General features: G+C 67.2%; 11 protein-coding genes. 3 read left to right on the top strand and 8 right to left on the bottom strand.

The features are described 5' to 3' along the window. Positions 1 to 162: 162 nt before the first annotated feature. The 8 genes from P7644_RS17455 to P7644_RS17420 all read right to left on the bottom strand — a co-directional run bounded on the left by P7644_RS17455 (position 163) and on the right by P7644_RS17420 (position 11,832). A complete protein-coding gene (locus P7644_RS17455) occupies positions 163 to 954 on the bottom strand; it encodes a quinoprotein dehydrogenase-associated SoxYZ-like carrier (protein WP_404300507.1) in 792 nt (263 codons plus the stop codon). 175 nt (positions 955 to 1,129) lie between these two features. Then, on the bottom strand, positions 1,130 to 2,317 hold the full coding sequence (locus tag P7644_RS17450) for a branched-chain amino acid ABC transporter substrate-binding protein (protein ID WP_404300506.1): 1,188 nt from the start codon (positions 2,315 to 2,317) through the stop codon (positions 1,130 to 1,132). An 80-nt stretch (positions 2,318 to 2,397) separates the two neighbouring features. Beyond that, positions 2,398 to 3,417, bottom strand: a complete 1,020-nt coding sequence (locus P7644_RS17445; protein WP_404300505.1) for a beta-propeller fold lactonase family protein — start codon at positions 3,415 to 3,417, stop codon at positions 2,398 to 2,400. A 148-nt stretch (positions 3,418 to 3,565) separates the two neighbouring features. After that, a complete protein-coding gene (locus tag P7644_RS17440) occupies positions 3,566 to 4,117 on the bottom strand; it encodes a cytochrome b (protein WP_404300504.1) in 552 nt (183 codons plus the stop codon). 195 nt (positions 4,118 to 4,312) lie between these two features. Continuing rightward, the gene (locus tag P7644_RS17435) at positions 4,313 to 6,307 is read right to left on the bottom strand and encodes a sigma-54-dependent Fis family transcriptional regulator (RefSeq protein WP_404300503.1); all 1,995 of its coding nucleotides are present in this window, start codon (positions 6,305 to 6,307) and stop codon (positions 4,313 to 4,315) included. Between the two features lie 516 nt (positions 6,308 to 6,823). Continuing rightward, on the bottom strand, positions 6,824 to 8,971 hold the full coding sequence (locus tag P7644_RS17430; RefSeq protein ID WP_404300502.1) for a TonB-dependent receptor domain-containing protein: 2,148 nt from the start codon (positions 8,969 to 8,971) through the stop codon (positions 6,824 to 6,826). 114 nt (positions 8,972 to 9,085) lie between these two features. Further along, complete coding sequence (locus P7644_RS17425; RefSeq protein WP_404300501.1) at positions 9,086 to 10,612, bottom strand: aldehyde dehydrogenase family protein; 1,527 nt, start codon at positions 10,610 to 10,612, stop codon at positions 9,086 to 9,088. Positions 10,613 to 10,785: 173 nt separating this feature from the next. Next, positions 10,786 to 11,832 carry an AraC family transcriptional regulator gene (locus tag P7644_RS17420; RefSeq protein WP_404300500.1) on the bottom strand — a complete coding sequence of 349 codons (1,047 nt, stop codon included), beginning with the start codon at positions 11,830 to 11,832 and terminating at the stop codon, positions 10,786 to 10,788. A gap of 144 nt (positions 11,833 to 11,976) precedes the next feature. Between P7644_RS17420 and P7644_RS17415 the strand changes: the two genes are divergently transcribed. From P7644_RS17415 to P7644_RS17405, 3 genes are all read left to right on the top strand, one after another. Further along, positions 11,977 to 13,689 (top strand): AMP-binding protein, encoded by a 1,713-nt coding sequence (locus P7644_RS17415; protein ID WP_404300499.1) that lies wholly within the window; start codon positions 11,977 to 11,979, stop codon positions 13,687 to 13,689. Further along, on the top strand, positions 13,686 to 15,290 hold the full coding sequence (locus P7644_RS17410) for a carboxyl transferase domain-containing protein (RefSeq protein ID WP_404300498.1): 1,605 nt from the start codon (positions 13,686 to 13,688) through the stop codon (positions 15,288 to 15,290). The genes P7644_RS17415 and P7644_RS17410 overlap by 4 nt, the downstream gene beginning before the upstream one ends. Before the next feature lie 179 nt (positions 15,291 to 15,469). Next, positions 15,470 to 16,255 carry an enoyl-CoA hydratase/isomerase family protein gene (locus P7644_RS17405; protein ID WP_404300497.1) on the top strand — a complete coding sequence of 262 codons (786 nt, stop codon included), beginning with the start codon at positions 15,470 to 15,472 and terminating at the stop codon, positions 16,253 to 16,255. Positions 16,256 to 16,263: the final 8 nt, after the last annotated feature.

Raw genomic sequence — 16,263 nt, 5'->3', positions numbered from 1 at the left:
TGCTGCGATGCCCCTGCGTTTGCTGCCGCGAAGCGCCCATGTGGCACCTAGCTCAAAAGGTGGCAAGAGCCCGCAGTGGCCAGAATCTTTTCTAACCTATTGCCCCATATGACCTTTTGCTTCGCTGCAAGTCTGCATCAAAGGCTTGACAACGGACATTTTTCATGCGGGCACCTGCGCATCGATACGGTTGCCGTTGTTGTCCTGGCCGAGCAGGCGGAACGTCTTGGGGCCCTGCAGCGGCATCTCCAGGGTGATCAACGGGTTCTCTGAAACCGGCTCGTGCAATTGCATGCGCCACCAGGGCTGCTGCGCCGCGTCCAGGAGTTCGAGCTGCTCGATGTACAGCGCGGGCACGCCCGCCACCAGGCCGGTGTCCATGGGGTGCATGATCTGCACCCGCAGGCGCCGCGTGCCTTCGGCGAGGTTGCTGAAGAAGCGCGCATGCACCTGGTTCAGCGTCTTGCTCCACGAGCCGTCGGCGCGCGTCACGCCGGGTACCGTGCATCCGCCACCAGCGGCCTGCACCATGGCCCCGCCCACGTGCCAATGCCCGTCGCGCGTCTGCACCAGGCAGCGTACGGGCGAGGCCTGCTCCAGCCGGATGCGGAACGCCAGCAGGGGCAGGGCCTGCAGCGGCTCGAACGCCAGGACTTCGCGGATGGGGTTGCGGTCGGCGATGACGACCATGCGCGCGATGCCCCCGCCCACCGCCTGCAGGGCCCTGGCGTCGATTTGCAGCGGGACGTTGAGCGCGTCGTCGGCGAATGCGGGCGTGCGCACCAGCACCGCGTCGGTGAAGCGCAAGGGGGCGTCCTGCGCGTATTTCCGGCGCAGATCCGGCCATTGCATGGAGCCGAGGGGGTCGCCCCCCGTGGGGTCGTCAGCGGCCCACGCGGGCAGGGCCGCCATGCCCCACAACCCTGTCAGCAGTACGTCGCGGCGCTTTGCCATGGCCGGTTTCCTTCGTTTTTCATAGCTTCTAACGCTTGATGGACAAGGGCTAGAGCCATTTTTGTCTAATTAGCGACATATCTCAGACAGCACTCGGTCAACAAACGCCACGTCATTTCGGCTTTCGCCGGAATGATGGTGATCTGAGGCATGTGCCTAATCAGGGTTTTTTTGCTTAATTTTTGCAAGTGCTTTGGGCCGCATCCATGCCCAGGGTGTCCAGCGCCTCGCTGGTGCGTAGCCATTCGCCCATGGGGGCCATACCGGCCACGGCGTCGCCGTGGGACAGCAAAACGGGCTGGCGCAACTGCCCGTCCCAGGCGCGGAACGACAGGCGCTGGCCCTTGAAGCCATCGAGGAAGACCGCGCCGCCGCGCAGCTTGCGCAGCTGCTGCGCCACCGTGGCCTGGGGGCCGTCCACGAGCACGGCGGCCACGGCCTTGCCCGCCATCCAGGCGGACCAGTCCTGGCCTTGCATGGGGCGCTGAGCGTGCTTGCGAAAGCGCCGGTTGAGCTGCATTCCGCCATAGCGCTGCCACTGCGGGTGCCAGGCCTGCGCCACCAGGCCCGCCGTGCCGGCGACCGGGCGCGGCCATTGCGTGGCATAGGGCACGCCGCGTGCGAATTCGCCGTCGCTGTCCAGCACGGCCACCACGTCGTAGCCGGGCTCGCTGGTGAGCTTGCGCACATTGGACAGGTCGCGCTCATGCGCCTCGCCGCTGAGCTTGAAGGGCCGCGTCTGCACGGCCTCCAGGCCGTGGCGCTGCAGCGCGCGGGCCCAGGCCGTCGCCAGCGGCGCGTCGCCGGGCTGCGCGCCCTGCAGCACCAGCAGCTTGCGCCACTGGCGCACCGCAAGGAACTGGGCCAGGGCGTCCGCCTCCATCTGGCGGCTGGGGGCGGTGTGCAGCAGGCTGCCGGCGCAGTCGTCGGCGCGCAGGCTGTCTTCGGGCAGGCCCGTGTTGAAAATCATCACCTCCCCGAGGATGGCGGGGGCGTCATGCACCAGCTCGCGCAGCGGCCCCTCGGGCAGGTCGGCGACGATGTGCCCGACCTGGGCCGCCTTGAGTTCCTGCAGCGCCTGGGGCAGGCCGGCCGCGCTGGGCAGCACCATGTCGCGCACACTCAGCTCCACGCCGGCCTCCTGCAGCTCCAGCGCCGTGTCCTGCACCGCCAGCTCCACGCCCTGCAGGGCCCGCCCCTGGGGCTGGCCGGGGTAGGCGAGCTCCACGCGCCGCTTGGCATAGCGCGCGTCGTCGGCCACGGAGATGACGGCCAGCGTCACCTTGCGCGCGGCGGCGGCCTGCAGCGGCGGGCAGCAGGCCAACACAGTGCAGACACCTATGAGGTGCAGCGCCTTTTTCATCGCCGGGCCGCCCCAAGATGAAAAAACGGCCCCCCGGGGGGCAGCGATCCGCGCAGCGGTGGAGCGTGGGGGCGCATTCCTCATGGCTCGACCAGCACGCTGGAGGGCGTGCGCCCCGTGGGCACGGTGCGCAGTGGCTTGGCCGCCGCCGTGTCGACCAGCGTCAGCTCGTCCGACAGTCCGTTGGCCACATACAGCGTCTTGCCGTCGGGGTGCATGGCCAGGCCCCAGGCGCGCCTGCCCACGGGGACCTGGTGCGTGACGGTCTGGTCCGCCGCGTTCACCCGCGCCACGCGGTTGGCGCGGCCCAGGCCCACCCAGACGCTGGCGCCGTCGGGGCTGACGGCCATGCCCACGGGGGTGATGTCGGTCGCGGGCACGCCCTCCACCGTGAAGGCGATCTTGTGCTTGACTTGCTGGCTGGTGGTGTCGATCACGGCCACCGAGGCCTCCAGCTCGTTCGTCACCCACAGCTCGTTGGCCCCGGCTCGCAGCACCAGGCGGCGCGGGCGCTTGCCGGTCTTGATGGTCTTGGCGACTTTCTGCTGCGCCAGGTCGATGAGGTACACCGCGTCGGCTGCCTCCGAGGTGACGTAGGCGAATTGGCCGTCGGCCGTGACGAGCACGCCCTCGGGCTCCTTGCCGGTCGGCACCTGGAACAGGGGCTTCTTGCTTGCGATGTCGTAGGCCGCCAGGACGTTGTTGTCCTCGATCGACACGTAGGCGATCTTTCCGTCGGGACTGAGGTCGAAGATTTCCGGGCTCTCGCCCACCGGCACGGTGCCGGTGAGCTTGCCCGTGGCCACGTCGACGATGCCCAGCTGGTCGCTGTCGCCGCAGCTGACGATGATCTGGGCGTGTCCGGGCAGGAACATCATGTGGCGCGGGCGCTGGCAGATGTCGATCTCGCCCAGGCGGTCCCCCCGGGTGTTGAACACCTGCAGCTTGTGGTCTTTCTCGTTGGAGACGTAGACCCTGTCAGGCACGCCTGCGGCATGTGCCGCCAGGGCGGATGCCAGAGTTGCCAGTGCCAGCAGGGCCGAGGCCCGCGTTCGCAGGCGGTGTGGCCGGTGGTTCGGCGGCGGGGCTGTGCTTGCCATGAAGATGTCTCCGGTTGGTTTGCAGGGCACGGGCATGCGCCGCAGGGGGGGCACAGAAAGTGTTTCACTGTGGAACAGGTGTTCACCGCCGCCAGCGCACCGCTTGCGCGTTCGTGCCCGTGTGGCTGCGGGCATACAAGTTCCATGCCTATGGGGTGGTCCGGTCCGTGCCGGACCATCGCATGCGCTGCAGCAAGGCGTCTTTCACGATGAACTGGTGGTACAGGAAGGCCAGCACATGCAGGGCGATGAGCAGCATCAGGGCCGCGGCCGACCACTGGTGCACGCTGCCGAGCAGTTCCTTGGCGCTGTCCCAGCGTTCGGCGAGCTTGGGCAGCGGCATGCCGAAGAACCGGATGGGATAGCCGGAAAACACCGAGCCGAAAAAACCCGACCAGGGCATGACCAGCATCAGCGCATACAGCAGCCGGTGGGTGCCCGCGGCCAGCGCCTGCAGGGGGCGGGCCGCGGGCGGCGGCGCCACGCGCGGGCGCAGCAGCGCCCAGGCCAGGCGCACGGCGATGAGCAGGCCCAGCACCATGCCCCATGACTTGTGCACGTTGAACCACGCCGCGCGCAGGCCGCTGCCGTCCTTGGGCAGCCCGGTCATCCACAGGCCCAGGGCGATCTGCCCCACGATCAGCACGGCCATGAGCCAATGCAGGAGGACGGAAAAACGGTCGTATCGGAGCGGCTGCATGGAAAACCTCCCTAGTGCAGTGTTCGACGCTATCTGGAACATAAAACCGCGCCTTTTCGGCCTGGGCGGCGTTGCAAATCCTCGCGATAGCTATGGCTATCGCTGCGGTTTGCGCCTTGCCCAGACCAAAAATTCATCGGTTTTATGGGTTCCATCAAGCATCAAACACTGCACAAGCGGCCCAGGTGGGGCCCATCAATCGAGCAGATCGGGCGGCAGCAGGTTTCTCTTGCGGTAAATGGTGTTGCGCGAAACGCCCAACGCCTTGGCCGCTGCCGACACATTGCCCTTGTGCAGCCGCAATATCTGTGCCATGGCGTTGATGGTCACGTCCTGCAGGCTGTGGTTGTCGTCCGCCACGGTTGGCGCGCCCACGCTGGGCATCAGGGGCGGTTCTGCCTGTTGCACGGGGGTGGCGGCCATGGGGCGCATGGGAGCGCGCAGCTCGTCGAGGAAATCATCGGGCAGGTGCTGCATGCGGATGGTGCGGTCATCGTCCACCATCACCGCCGCCGTGCGCAGCAGGTTGTGCAGCTGGCGCACATTGCCCGGCCAGTGGTAGGCCTGCAGCAGCTCCATGACCTGCGGCGCAATCGTGATGTTGGCGCAGCTCTCGCACAGCGAGTGCAGCAGCTTCTTCACCACGGCCTCGAAGTCGCTGCGCTCGCGCAGGGCGGGCAGGCGCACCACCAGGCCGTTCAGGCGGTAGTACAGGTCTTCGCGGAAGTCGCCGCGCGCGATCAGCTCCTTGAGGTTCTTGTGCGTGGCGCTGATGACGGTGACATCCACCTCCACCTCCTTGGCCGCGCCCAGGGGGCTGACCTTGCGCTCCTGCAGCACGCGCAGCAGCCGCGCCTGCAGGTGCTTGGGCATGTCGCCGATCTCGTCGAGGAACAGCGTGCCGCCATGGGCCTGCAGGATCTTGCCGGCCGCTCCCTTCTTGCGCGCGCCGGTGAAGGCGCCTTCCTCGTAGCCGAAGAGCTCGGCCTCGATCAGCGTGTCGGGAATGGAGGCGCAGTTGACGGCCACGAAGGGCTGGCGCGCGCGCGCCGAATCGTTGTGTATGGCCTGCGCCAGCAGGTCCTTGCCCGAGCCGGTCTCGCCCAGGATCATTACCGGAATGTCGCGATCGACCACCTTGCGCAGCTTGGTGATGACGGCCGAGAGCTGCGCGTCGCCCGTGTCCAGGTATTGCAGCGAGGACAGCTGTGCCTTGCGCGCCGCGGTGCTGCGCGCCGGGACTGCATCGCCCCCGGCCAGCGGCGAGACGATGGGCGTGGCCCAGGGCCCGGAGGGCTTGATCTCGGTGCGGCACCAGACGGACACGCCGTTGTGCAGGCACAGCTGGCGAGGTGCGCTGCTGGAGCTGCCGAAGAGCTCGAACAGCGCCGACATGGGCAGGTTGAACAGCGAGGAAAAGGTGTGGGCCTGCAGGGCGCCGAACGACATGCCGAGCTGGAACTGCGCGCTGCGGTTGGCCGAGAGAAAGCGCCCCTCGGGCGTGAAGGCCGCAATGCCTTCGACCAGCGTGCCCAAAAATTCCGGACGCGAATGGAAATGCACGCGCACCGCCTTCGGGAAGCTGCCCGCGAACATGTGGTTCTCTATCATCTGCGCCGACATGCGCACCAGCGCCAGTGTGTGCTGGTGGTAGCTGCGGTGGTCGCCCGTCACGTCCAGCGCGCCGACGATCTGCCCGTAGGGGTCGAGGATCGGCGCGCACGAGCAGGTCAGCGCCTGGTTGGCGCTCATGAAATGCTGGTCGCCATGCACGGTGACGGCCTGCTGGGCGGAAAGCGCCGTGCCGATGGCGTTCGTGCCCTTGGTCTTCTCGCTCCAGTCCATGCCGGGCACCAGGGCCACGCGGTTGGCCTTTTCCAGGAAGTCGTTGTCGCCCATGGCGTGCAGCACCATGCCCTGGGCCGAGTTCAGCAGCACCATGCTGTGGGTGTTGGCGATCTGCCCGTACAGTGTCTCCATCACCGGCACGGCATGTTGAAAAAGGAAGCGGTTCTCTTCCAGGACGGTCTTCAAATGGCTGAGCGCCAGGGTCGTGAAATCGGGCTGGTCGTCGGTGGACACGCCAAAGGCTTTGGAGCGCTGGTGCGCCTCGTCGATGACGGTGTGAGCGTCTGGCTCCGACGGTGCTTGCACGGTCATGTGGGCCGGCCGGCCCAGCGTGGTGTCCATGTTTGTCTCCTGGATCTGGAAGGACGTTGTTCCAGTGGACTTTCTTGGTCTCCCCTTGCCCGGTTGGCATGTGCTCAAGGGGTGGCTGTCTGCTCGTTGGCAAGAGCCAAAATTGTCCAGATGGTATGGGTGCTTGGCAACCCGGAACCTCTGTAGGGTTGTAGCAAGAAATATGCCCAAACTGTGCCGCGTGGTGCTCCATGCTGTGACATGTCTGCGGCCATGGGCTGCGTCCGATGGCACGCCGTGGCGCAAACTGGGACAGCACCGGGGCGCGTGTGAGGGGTGTGAGGGTGCCTCCTACAAGGGAGGCACCCTATGCCGATTGTTCAATGTCTTCTACCACGCCCTTGGGCAGTAGGGTGGGGATGAAGGCCGTGCCCATGCACGCCCCCGCAGGTTGGGCCATGGCGAGTCTTTTTTGTGGTCGATACAAAGAAAAATAGCCACTAGCCCTTGTGTGTGAAACGTTAACAGCTATGAAAATAATAGTCATCAAGCTGGCATGAGGGCGCATCAGAACTGATACCCCAGGCTCATGCCCGCCATCCATTGCCGCCCCGGTGCGGCCTCGTAGTAGCGGCCATTGCTTTCGTTGACGATGACGGAGCCGACGTATTTCTTGTCCGCCAGGTTGTCGATGCGCGCAAAGGCATTGAGCTTCCACGGGCCCCATTGCCGGGTGTAGCCGGCGCTCAGGGCCAGCACGCCGTAGCTGGGGGCCTCGATGCTGTTGCTGTCGTTGGCGGCAATGGCGCTGACATGGCGCCAATCGGCTCCTAGGCGCCAGTCGCCGTGGGGGCGCCAGTCCAGCCCGATGGCGGCCTGGGTGCGGGCCGTGCCGGCGATGCGCTTGCCGGCGGGCACGCAACTGGCGCCCGCGGAGTTGCAGAAGCCATCGCGCAGCTTGGCGTCCAGCACGGTGAGCGCGGCGTTCAGCTGCCACTGGCGCGCCAGCCACAGCTGGGTCGCGAGCTCCGCGCCCTGGCGGCGCGTGCGCCCGGCATTGCGAAAGCTGCTGCGCCCGCCGATGTTCTCTGCGGTGACGATTTCGTTCCTGGTGCTGGTGTGAAATAGCGCCGCCGACCATTGGCCGCGCAGTGCTTCGCCGGCAAAGCGCTGGCGCAGGCCGATCTCGGCGCTGGTGGAGGTGGCGGGCTGCAGGCCGAAGTTCAGGCCCGGCAGGCCGCCGGGGCGGTAGGAGATTTCGTTGAAGGTGGGCGTCTCCATGCCGCCGCCGAGCGAGGCGTAGACCTGGGTGCCCGCGTTCAGCTCGCGCTGCAGCGACAGCATGGGCAGCCAGCGCCGAAAGCGCGTGTCGCCGCTGTCGTCGCTGTTGCCGGGGGCGATGTAATGGTCGCGCGAGACGAACTTCACGTGGCTCCAGCGCAGGCCGGCGTCGAGCTTCCAGTGCGGCGCGAAGGCCCAGCTGGCCTGCAGGTAGGGGTCGGCGTTGCTCAGCGTGTTGCGCTCGTCGCGGCGCAGCTTGCCCTTCACGCCCAGCTGGCTGCCCAGGAAGTTGTCGTAGCCCTGGCGGTCTTCCTCCACCAGGTTCGCGGTCAGGCCCAGCACCAGGCTCAGGGGACTGCCGCCCGCCTCGGTGCTGTGCGCCCAGCGCAGGTCCAGGCCGCCATAGTCGCGCCCCAGGTCGATCACGCCGCCGGCGCTGGTGGCGGGGGCTTGCACCGCCACGGGTGTGGACTGGTACTGGGTGATGCTGCGCTGGCCGGCATAGACCATGAGGCGCAGCGCATTGCTGGCGTCCACGCGGTAGTCGTAGGCCAGGCCGACCTGGCTCTGGCGCATGTTCTTGCGCATGTTGAAGTTCAGCGGCCCCGGCGCCACGGCGCGGCCGTTGGCCGCCCACTCGGCGGGGGCGGCGCCGCCGGGATCGAGCGCATCCACGTTCACATGGTTGGCCACCAGCATCAGGTGGCTGTGCTCGCTGGGATCGGTGTCCAGGCGGGCGTTGAACAGGTTCTTGTCGGCCGCGCTTTGCGGGCGGTAGCCATCGGTCAGGAAGCGGCTGGCGCTGACCACATAGCCCACGCCCTGGCGTTCGCCCTGGGCCTTGAGGCCCAGGCGCTTTTGCCCGTTGCTGCCCATGGCGAAGCTGCTGTCGATGCTGGGGCTGCCCTCGCCGCGCGCGCTATAGGCGTTGATGACGCCGCCCGAGGCGTTGCCGTACAGCGTTGAATAGGGCCCGCGCAGCACCTCGATGCGCTCCACCGATTGCAGGTCGATGTTGTTCGTCTGACCCTGGCCGTCGGGCATGGTGGCGGGGATGCCGTCCACAAAGATCTGCACGCCGCGCACGCCGAACATGGAACGCGCACCGTGGCCGCGTATGGACAGCTGCAGATCCTGGGCGTAGTTCTGGCGGTTTTGCAGCAGCAGGCCGGGCGTGCCGGACAGCGATTCGGACAGGTTCACCTGCCACTGGCGGTCGCGTAGCCTGTCGCCATCGACGATGGTGACCGAGGCCGGGGCGTAATCCAGGGGCGACTGCACCAGGGTGCTGCGCACGGTGACATCGGGCAGGGCCTGGGGCGCCGCGGCAGCGCCGGATTGCGCGGCTGCACCCTGCGCCAGCAGCATCAGGCTGGCCAGGGTGGACAGGCGCAGGGGCCAGCCGGTGGCTGGGCATAAGCGGGCGACATGCATGGAAGATCCTTCGCTCCAATGCGGTGAAGAAGGAGCAGGGCGCAACCGTCCCTCACTGGCCTGGCCCTGCCATGAAAAGGCCCGACCCGTGAGCGGGGCCGGGTGGCGGGGCGTTTAGAAGAAGCCCAGCGCCTTGGGGTTGTAGCTGACCAGCAGGTTCTTGGTTTGCTGGTAATTGGACAGGGCCAGCTTGTGCGTCTCGCGGCCGATGCCCGACTTCTTGTAGCCGCCGAAGGCCGCGTGCGCGGGGTACAGGTGGTAGCAGTTGGTCCACACGCGGCCGGCCTGGATGGCGCGGCCCATGTGGTAGGCCACCGAGCCATTGCGGCTCCATACGCCGGCGCCCAGGCCGTACTCGGTGTCGTTGGCGATGCGGATCGCGTCCTCTGCGTCCTTGAAGGTCGTCACCGAGGCCACGGGGCCGAAGATTTCCTCCTGGAACACGCGCATGTCGTTCTGGCCGTACAAGAGCGTGGGCTTGACGAAGAAGCCGTCGTTGATCTCGCCGCCGGCGCGCAGGCGCTCGCCGCCCGTCAGGCACCGGGCGCCTTCCTGGCGGCCGATGTCCACATAGCCCAGGATGCGGTCGAGCTGCTGCTGCGACACCTGTGCGCCCACCATGGTGCTCTTGTCCAGCGGGTGGCCCTGCTTCATGGCCTGCACACGGGCCACGGCGCGTTCCATGAAGCGCTCGTAGATCGATTCCTGCACCAGGATGCGCGAGGGGCAGGTACAGACCTCCCCCTGGTTCAGCGCGAACATGGAAAAGCCCTCCAGCGCCTTGTCGAAGAACTCGTCATCGGCGTCCATGACGTCGGCAAAGAAGATGTTGGGGCTCTTGCCGCCCAGCTCTACGGTGGAGGGGATGAGGTTGTCGGCGGCGGCGTGCAGGATGCGCTGGCCCACCGGGGTGGAGCCGGTGAAGGCGATTTTTGCGATGCGCTTGCTGGTGGCCAGGGCCTCGCCTGCCTCTTTGCCGTAGCCGTTGACGATGTTCAGCACGCCCGGGGGCAGCAGGTCGGCAATCAGCTCCATCAGCACCATGATGGAGGCCGGCGTCTGCTCGGCGGGCTTCAGCACCACGCTGCAACCTGCGGCCAGGGCCGGTGCCAGCTTCCAGCAGGCCATGAGGATGGGGAAGTTCCAGGGAATGATCTGGCCGACCACACCCATGGGCTCATGGAAGTGGTAGGCCACGGTGTTGGCGTCGATCTCGGAGATCGTGCCTTCCTGGGCGCGGATGCAGCCGGCGAAGTAGCGGAAATGGTCGATGCCCAGCGGCAGGTCGGCGGCCATGGTCTCGCGCAGCGGTTTGCCGTTGTCGATGGTCTCGGCAATCGCCAGCAGTTCCAGGTTCTGCTCCATGCGGTCGGCGATCTTCAGCAGGATGCCCGAGCGCTCGGCCGCCGAGGTCTTGCCCCACTTGGCCTGGGCGGCGTGGGCCGCGTCCAGCGCCAGGTTCACGTCGGCGGCGTCGGACTGGGCAACCTGGCAAAAGGGCTTGCCGGTGATCGGCGAGACGTTGTTGAAGTAGCGCCCGGCCACCGGTGTCACCCATTTGCCGCCGATGAAGTTGTCGTATTTCTGGCGATAGGGGTAAGCGATATCGAGGTTGAAGCGCTTGAGTTCAAACATGTCCATTTGGGTCTCCTTGAGGGTGGGCCGGGGTAGATGGGCCGGCTGTGCAAGGAGTAATCAAGCTTCGTGCCAACCCGCTTGCACAGGGGGGCGGACGGGCGCCGTGTCACAGTTCATGGCGCCGGATGCTCCAGATTGGGCCAATGGTGTGCAGGCTTGTGACACCGCGATGCTGCTCAAGCCGGCGCGCGCGCCTGGCGCCGGAAATCTGCCGGCGACTGACCCGTCCAGCCGCGAAAGGCACGGATAAAGCTCTTCTCGCTGGCAAAACCCGCTGCCTCGGCCACCTGCTTGATGGGGCGGGGCGTGCGCCGCAGCAGCTCGATGGCGCGGCCCTGGCGCACCTCATCCTTGAGCACCTGCAGCGACGCGCCTTCCTCCTTGAGCTGGCGGTGCAGCGTGCGCGGCGACACATGCAGCCGCTCGGCCAGCAGCTGGGCGTTGTGTGCGGCGTCCGGCGCCGTGGCCAGCAGCTGGCGCACGCGCGCGACCAGCAGGCGGTCGCGCCGGTACTGGCGCACCGTGAGCGGCAGCGCGTGCTGCAGCATCTGCTTCATGGCGGCCTCGTCGCGCGTGAGCGGCAGGGCCAGGTAGCGCGCATCGAACTGCACGGCCGCATGCGGCGCGCCAAAGCGCGTGGGGCCGCTGAACAGCACGGCATAGGCTGGCGCGTGCGGCGGCGCGGCAAAGGGGAATTCGGCCGCCAGCACCGGCAGGCGTGAGTCGATGAACCAGCTGGCCAGGCCCAGCGCATTGCGCAGCATGGACACCAGGCAGAACTCGCGCAGCTCGCCCAGGTCACGCCGCTCGGTGATGGCCAGACGGGTGTGCTCGCCCTCGCTCGTCAGCTGCAGCAGGATGTCGTCCGTCAGCAGCGCGTGGTGGCGGCACCAGCGCGCCAGCGCCAGGCCCAGCGTGGGCGCGCTGAGCGAGGCGCGCGCCAGCATGCCGTAACTGCCCCAGGGCAGGCGGCGCGAGAACCAGCCCAGGGCTTCGTCGTCGAGCTCGCGCATGGCGGCGGCGGACAGTACCTCCATCTGCCCGCTGGTGATGCAGGCCTTGGTATCCTGCAGTTGTGCTGGCGTGATTTGTGACTGGCTCAAGGCTCCTGCGGGATCCATGCCGCGCACCGTGTAGGCGCGCACGATGGCCTGTGCAAAGGCCATAGGGGTGGCGGCCTTGGGTGTGCTGCTGGCGGGTGCAGGCTGGGCGGTTCGGGGCATGGTGCGAGTCTGCATAGGTCTGGCGCAATTTGCAACCTTGGTGGCCCTTATCGGTGTTTGTCCCCGACGGCCTGCGGCGTATGCTTTGAGCCCATTGCCGGATGGGCGCGCATGCGCCCTTGCACAGCCCAGGAGATCAAGTACATGGACCTTGCCAACCCATCGGCCAGCTATGCGCGTGGCGCCACCGACGCCCCGCTGATCGAGGCCACCATCGGCGACTTCTTCGCCGGCATGGCGCGCCGCCAGCCTCATCACGAGGCCCTGGTCAGCCGCCACCAGGGCCAGCGCTACAGCTATGCCGGCCTGCACCAGGCGGTGCGCCGGCTGGCCAGCGCCCTGCTGGGCCTGGGCCTTGCGCCGGGCGACCGCATCGGCATCTGGTCGCACAACAACGCCGAATGGGTGCTGATGCAGCTGGCCACGGCGCAGGTGGGCTTGATCCTGGTGAACATCAACCCGGCATACCGCACGGCCGAGGTGGAGTACGCCCTGAACAAGGTCGGCTGCAAGGCCTTGGTGACCATGCCGCAGTTCAAGACCAGCGACTATCTGGGCATGCTGCGCGAGTTGGCGCCCGAGCTCGCGCTGTGCCGGCCCGGCCTGCTGGCCGCCAGGCGCCTGCCCACGCTGCGCACCGTGGTCTGGATCGATGTCGCAGGGCAGGGCGAGGACCAGCCCGGCATGCTGCGTTTTTCCGAGCTGATGGCGCGCGGCGACGCGGGCGATGCACGCATAGACGCCATTGGCGCCACGCTGAAGAACAGCGACCCCATCAACATCCAGTTCACCAGCGGCACCACGGGCTTCCCCAAGGGCGCCACGCTGACGCACCGCAACATCCTGAACAACGGCTTCTTCATCGGCGAGTGCATGCTTCTGACGCCCGCCGACCGGCTGTGCATTCCCGTGCCGCTGTACCACTGCTTCGGCATGGTGCTGGGCAACCTGGCCTGCCTTACGCATGGCAGCACTATCGTCTACCCGAACGACGGCTTCGACCCCCTCTCGGTGCTGGAGACGGTGCAGGCCGAGCGCTGCACCGGCCTGCATGGCGTGCCCACCATGTTCATTGCCGAGCTGGACCACCCGCGCTTTGCCGAGTTCGATCTCAGCAGCCTGCGCACCGGCATCATGGCCGGCAGCCCCTGCCCGATCGAGGTCATGAAGCGCGTGCAGGGCGACATGCACATGGCCGAGGTGACGATTGCCTACGGCATGACCGAGACCAGCCCCGTGAGCTGCCAGAGCGATGCCGACACGCCCCTGGAAAAGCGCGTGTCTACCGTGGGCCGGGTGCAGCCGCACCTGGAGGTGAAGATCATCGACCCCGAGAGCGGCGCCGTCGTGCCGCGCGGCGAGCGCGGCGAGCTGTGCACGCGCGGCTACTCGGTCATGCATGGCTACTGGGGCGACGCCGAGAAGACGCGCGAGGCCATCGACGCCGAGGGATGGATGCACACCGGCGACCTGGCCACCATGGATGCAGAGGGCTACGTGAATATCGTCGGCCGCATCAAGGACATGGTGATCCGCGGCGGCGAAAACCTGTACCCGCGCGAGATCGAGGAATTCCTCTACCGCCACCCGCAGGTGCAGGACGTGCAGGTGGTGGGCGTGCCCGACGAGAAATACGGCGAGGAGCTGTGCGCCTGGATCATCGCCAAGCCCGGCACCAGTCCGACAGAGGACGACATCCGCGCCTTCTGCAAGGGTCAGATCGCACACTACAAGGTGCCGCGCTACATCCGCTTCGTCACCGGCTTTCCGATGACGGTGACCGGCAAGATCCAGAAATTCAAAATCCGAGACACCATGAAGGATGAGCTCGGCCTACAGGAAGGCAAAACCGCATGATTCTCGAATCCCAACTCAATCCGCGCTCGGCGGAATTCCAGGCCAACGCCGCCGCCATGCGTGCCGTGGTCGAAGACCTGCGCCAGCATGTGGAGCACGTGGCCCAGGGCGGCGGCGAGGCCGCGCGCGCCAAGCATGTGGCGCGCGGCAAGCTGCTGCCGCGCGAGCGCGTGGAGATGCTGCTGGACCCCGGCACGCCCTTCCTGGAGATCGCGCCGCTGGCCGCGCTCAACATGTACGGCAACGACGCCCCCGGCGCCGGCCTGATCGCCGGCATCGGCCGGGTCAGCGGCATCGACTGCATGATCGTGTGCAACGACGCCACGGTGAAGGGCGGCACCTACTACCCCATGACGGTGAAGAAGCACCTGCGCGCGCAGGAAATCGCTGAAGCCAACCGCCTGCCCTGCATCTACCTGGTGGATTCGGGCGGCGCCAACCTGCCCAACCAGGACGAGGTCTTCCCGGACCGCGACCACTTCGGCCGCATCTTCTACAACCAGGCCAACATGAGCGCGCAGGGCATTGCCCAGATCGCCGTGGTCATGGGCAGCTGCACGGCCGGCGGCGCCTATGTGCCGGCGATGAGCGACGAGACCATCATCGTCAAGAACCAGGGCACCATCTTCCTGGGCGGCCCGCCGCTGGTGAAGGCCGCCACGGGCGAGGTCGTCAGCAGCGAGGATCTGGGCGGTGGCGACGTGCACACGCGCCTGTCCGGCGTGGCCGACCACCTGGCGCAAAGCGACCTGCACGCGCTGGCGCTGGCGCGCGCCGCCGTGGGTAATTTGAATAGAAATCAGCCTGTAACGCCTGTCGATAAAGCGCCAGTAGCTCCTAAATATGAAGCAAGCGAGCTGTATGGCGTGATCCCCGTCGATACGCGCAAGCCCTTTGACGTGCGCGAAATCATCGCCCGTGTCGTCGATGGTAGCGAGTTCGACGAGTTCAAGGCGCGCTACGGCGCCACCCTGGTCTGCGGCTTCGCGCGCATCGAGGGCATGGCCGTGGGCATCGTCGCCAACAACGGCATCCTGTTCAGCGAGTCGGCGCAAAAGGGTGCGCACTTCATCGAGCTGTGCTGCCAGCGCAAGATACCGCTCATCTTCCTGCAGAACATCACCGGCTTCATGGTCGGGCGCAAGTACGAGAACGAGGGCATCGCGCGTCACGGCGCGAAGATGGTCACGGCCGTGGCCACGGCCAACGTGCCGAAGTTCACCATCATCATCGGCGGCAGCTTTGGCGCCGGCAACTACGGCATGTGCGGCCGCGCTTACAGCCCGCGCTTCCTGTGGATGTGGCCCAACGCGCGCATCAGCGTGATGGGCGGCGAGCAGGCCGCCAGCGTGCTGGCCACCGTCAAGCGCGACGGTATCGAGCTCAAGGGCGGCCAGTGGAGCGCCGAGGAGGAGGAGGCCTTCAAGTCCCCGATCCGCCAGCAGTACGAAAAGCAGGGCCACCCCTACTACGCCACGGCGCGGCTGTGGGACGACGGCATCATCGACCCGGCCGACACGCGCCGCGTGCTGGCCCTGGCCCTGGCCGCATCGCGCCACGCGCCTATCCCCGAGGTGAAGTTCGGCGTGTTCCGCATGTGAAATGAAACACCCCCTGAGTCGCTTCGCGCCTTCCCCCTCTCTCGCCTCGCTGCGCGAGGCGGGAGGGGGACGCCCCCAGCGCGGCGGGGCGGCCCTTGCGCGGGGGCGCTGGCCTGGGCCGCGACAGTTTCATAGCCCGTGGATGGCGCTTGGTACATTGAATTTTTGAGGTGAACACCATGAGTAAACCTAACCTGGTCATCGCGTATGAAGGCGCCGTGGCGCGCATCACCCTGACCCAGCCCGAGGTGCGCAACGCCTTCAGCGACGAGGTCATCGCCGAGATCACGGCCGCCTTCACCGAGGTGGGCGCGCGCGCCGAGGTGCGCGCTGTGGTGCTGGCGGCCGAGGGCCCGGCGTTCTGCGCCGGCGCCAACCTGAACTGGATGCGCCGCATGGCCGACTACACGCGTGACGAGAACATCGCCGACGCGGGCAAGCTCGCCGAGATGCTGCGCGTGATCTACGAATGCCCCAAGCCAACCATAGCCCGCGTGCAGGGCGACGTGTACGCCGGTGGCATGGGCCTGGTCGCGGCCTGCGACATGGCGGTGAGCGTGGACACGGCGGGCTATTGCCTCAGCGAGGTGAAGATCGGCCTGATCCCCGCCACCATCAGCCCCTATGTCATCCGCGCCATGGGCGCGCGTGCGGCGCACCGCTACTTTCTGACGGCCGAGCGTTTCGACGCGGCCGAGGCGCTGCGCATCGGCTTCGTGCATGAGGTGGTGGCAGCGGATCAGCTCGACGCCCGGGTGGAAGCCCTGGTCAAGGCTCTGGCCGGTGCCAGCCCGAATGCCATGCGCGCTTGCAAAAGGCTGGTGCTGGACGTGGCCGAGCGCGAGATCAACGCCGGCCTGATCGCCGCCACGGTGGCGGGCATCGCCGACATCCGTGCCAGCGACGAGGGGCGCGAGGGCGTGCAGTCCTTCCTGCAAAAGCGCAAGCCTTCCTGGCTGGCCTGATCGCCGCT

Source organism: Alicycliphilus denitrificans (assembly GCF_044792555.1).
In the GTDB taxonomy this organism is placed as follows: domain Bacteria; phylum Pseudomonadota; class Gammaproteobacteria; order Burkholderiales; family Burkholderiaceae_C; genus Alicycliphilus; species Alicycliphilus denitrificans_A.
Note: the sequence above shows the minus strand (reverse complement) of the source record. Positions and strands in the feature narration are given on the sequence as shown.

Bases quoted from the DNA above. Each gene is read 5' to 3' on its own strand.
- P7644_RS17455 (WP_404300507.1), bottom strand. From the start codon at position 954: ATGGCAAAGCGCCGCGACGTACTGCTGACAGGGTTGTGGGGCATGGCG.
- P7644_RS17450 (WP_404300506.1), bottom strand. From the start codon at position 2,317: ATGAAAAAGGCGCTGCACCTCATAGGTGTCTGCACTGTGTTGGCCTGC.
- P7644_RS17445 (WP_404300505.1), bottom strand. From the start codon at position 3,417: ATGGCAAGCACAGCCCCGCCGCCGAACCACCGGCCACACCGCCTGCGA.
- P7644_RS17440 (WP_404300504.1), bottom strand. From the start codon at position 4,117: ATGCAGCCGCTCCGATACGACCGTTTTTCCGTCCTCCTGCATTGGCTC.
- P7644_RS17435 (WP_404300503.1), bottom strand. From the start codon at position 6,307: ATGGACACCACGCTGGGCCGGCCGGCCCACATGACCGTGCAAGCACCG.
- P7644_RS17430 (WP_404300502.1), bottom strand. From the start codon at position 8,971: ATGCATGTCGCCCGCTTATGCCCAGCCACCGGCTGGCCCCTGCGCCTG.
- P7644_RS17425 (WP_404300501.1), bottom strand. From the start codon at position 10,612: ATGGACATGTTTGAACTCAAGCGCTTCAACCTCGATATCGCTTACCCC.
- P7644_RS17420 (WP_404300500.1), bottom strand. From the start codon at position 11,832: ATGCCCCGAACCGCCCAGCCTGCACCCGCCAGCAGCACACCCAAGGCC.
- P7644_RS17415 (WP_404300499.1), top strand. From the start codon at position 11,977: ATGGACCTTGCCAACCCATCGGCCAGCTATGCGCGTGGCGCCACCGAC.
- P7644_RS17410 (WP_404300498.1), top strand. From the start codon at position 13,686: ATGATTCTCGAATCCCAACTCAATCCGCGCTCGGCGGAATTCCAGGCC.
- P7644_RS17405 (WP_404300497.1), top strand. From the start codon at position 15,470: ATGAGTAAACCTAACCTGGTCATCGCGTATGAAGGCGCCGTGGCGCGC.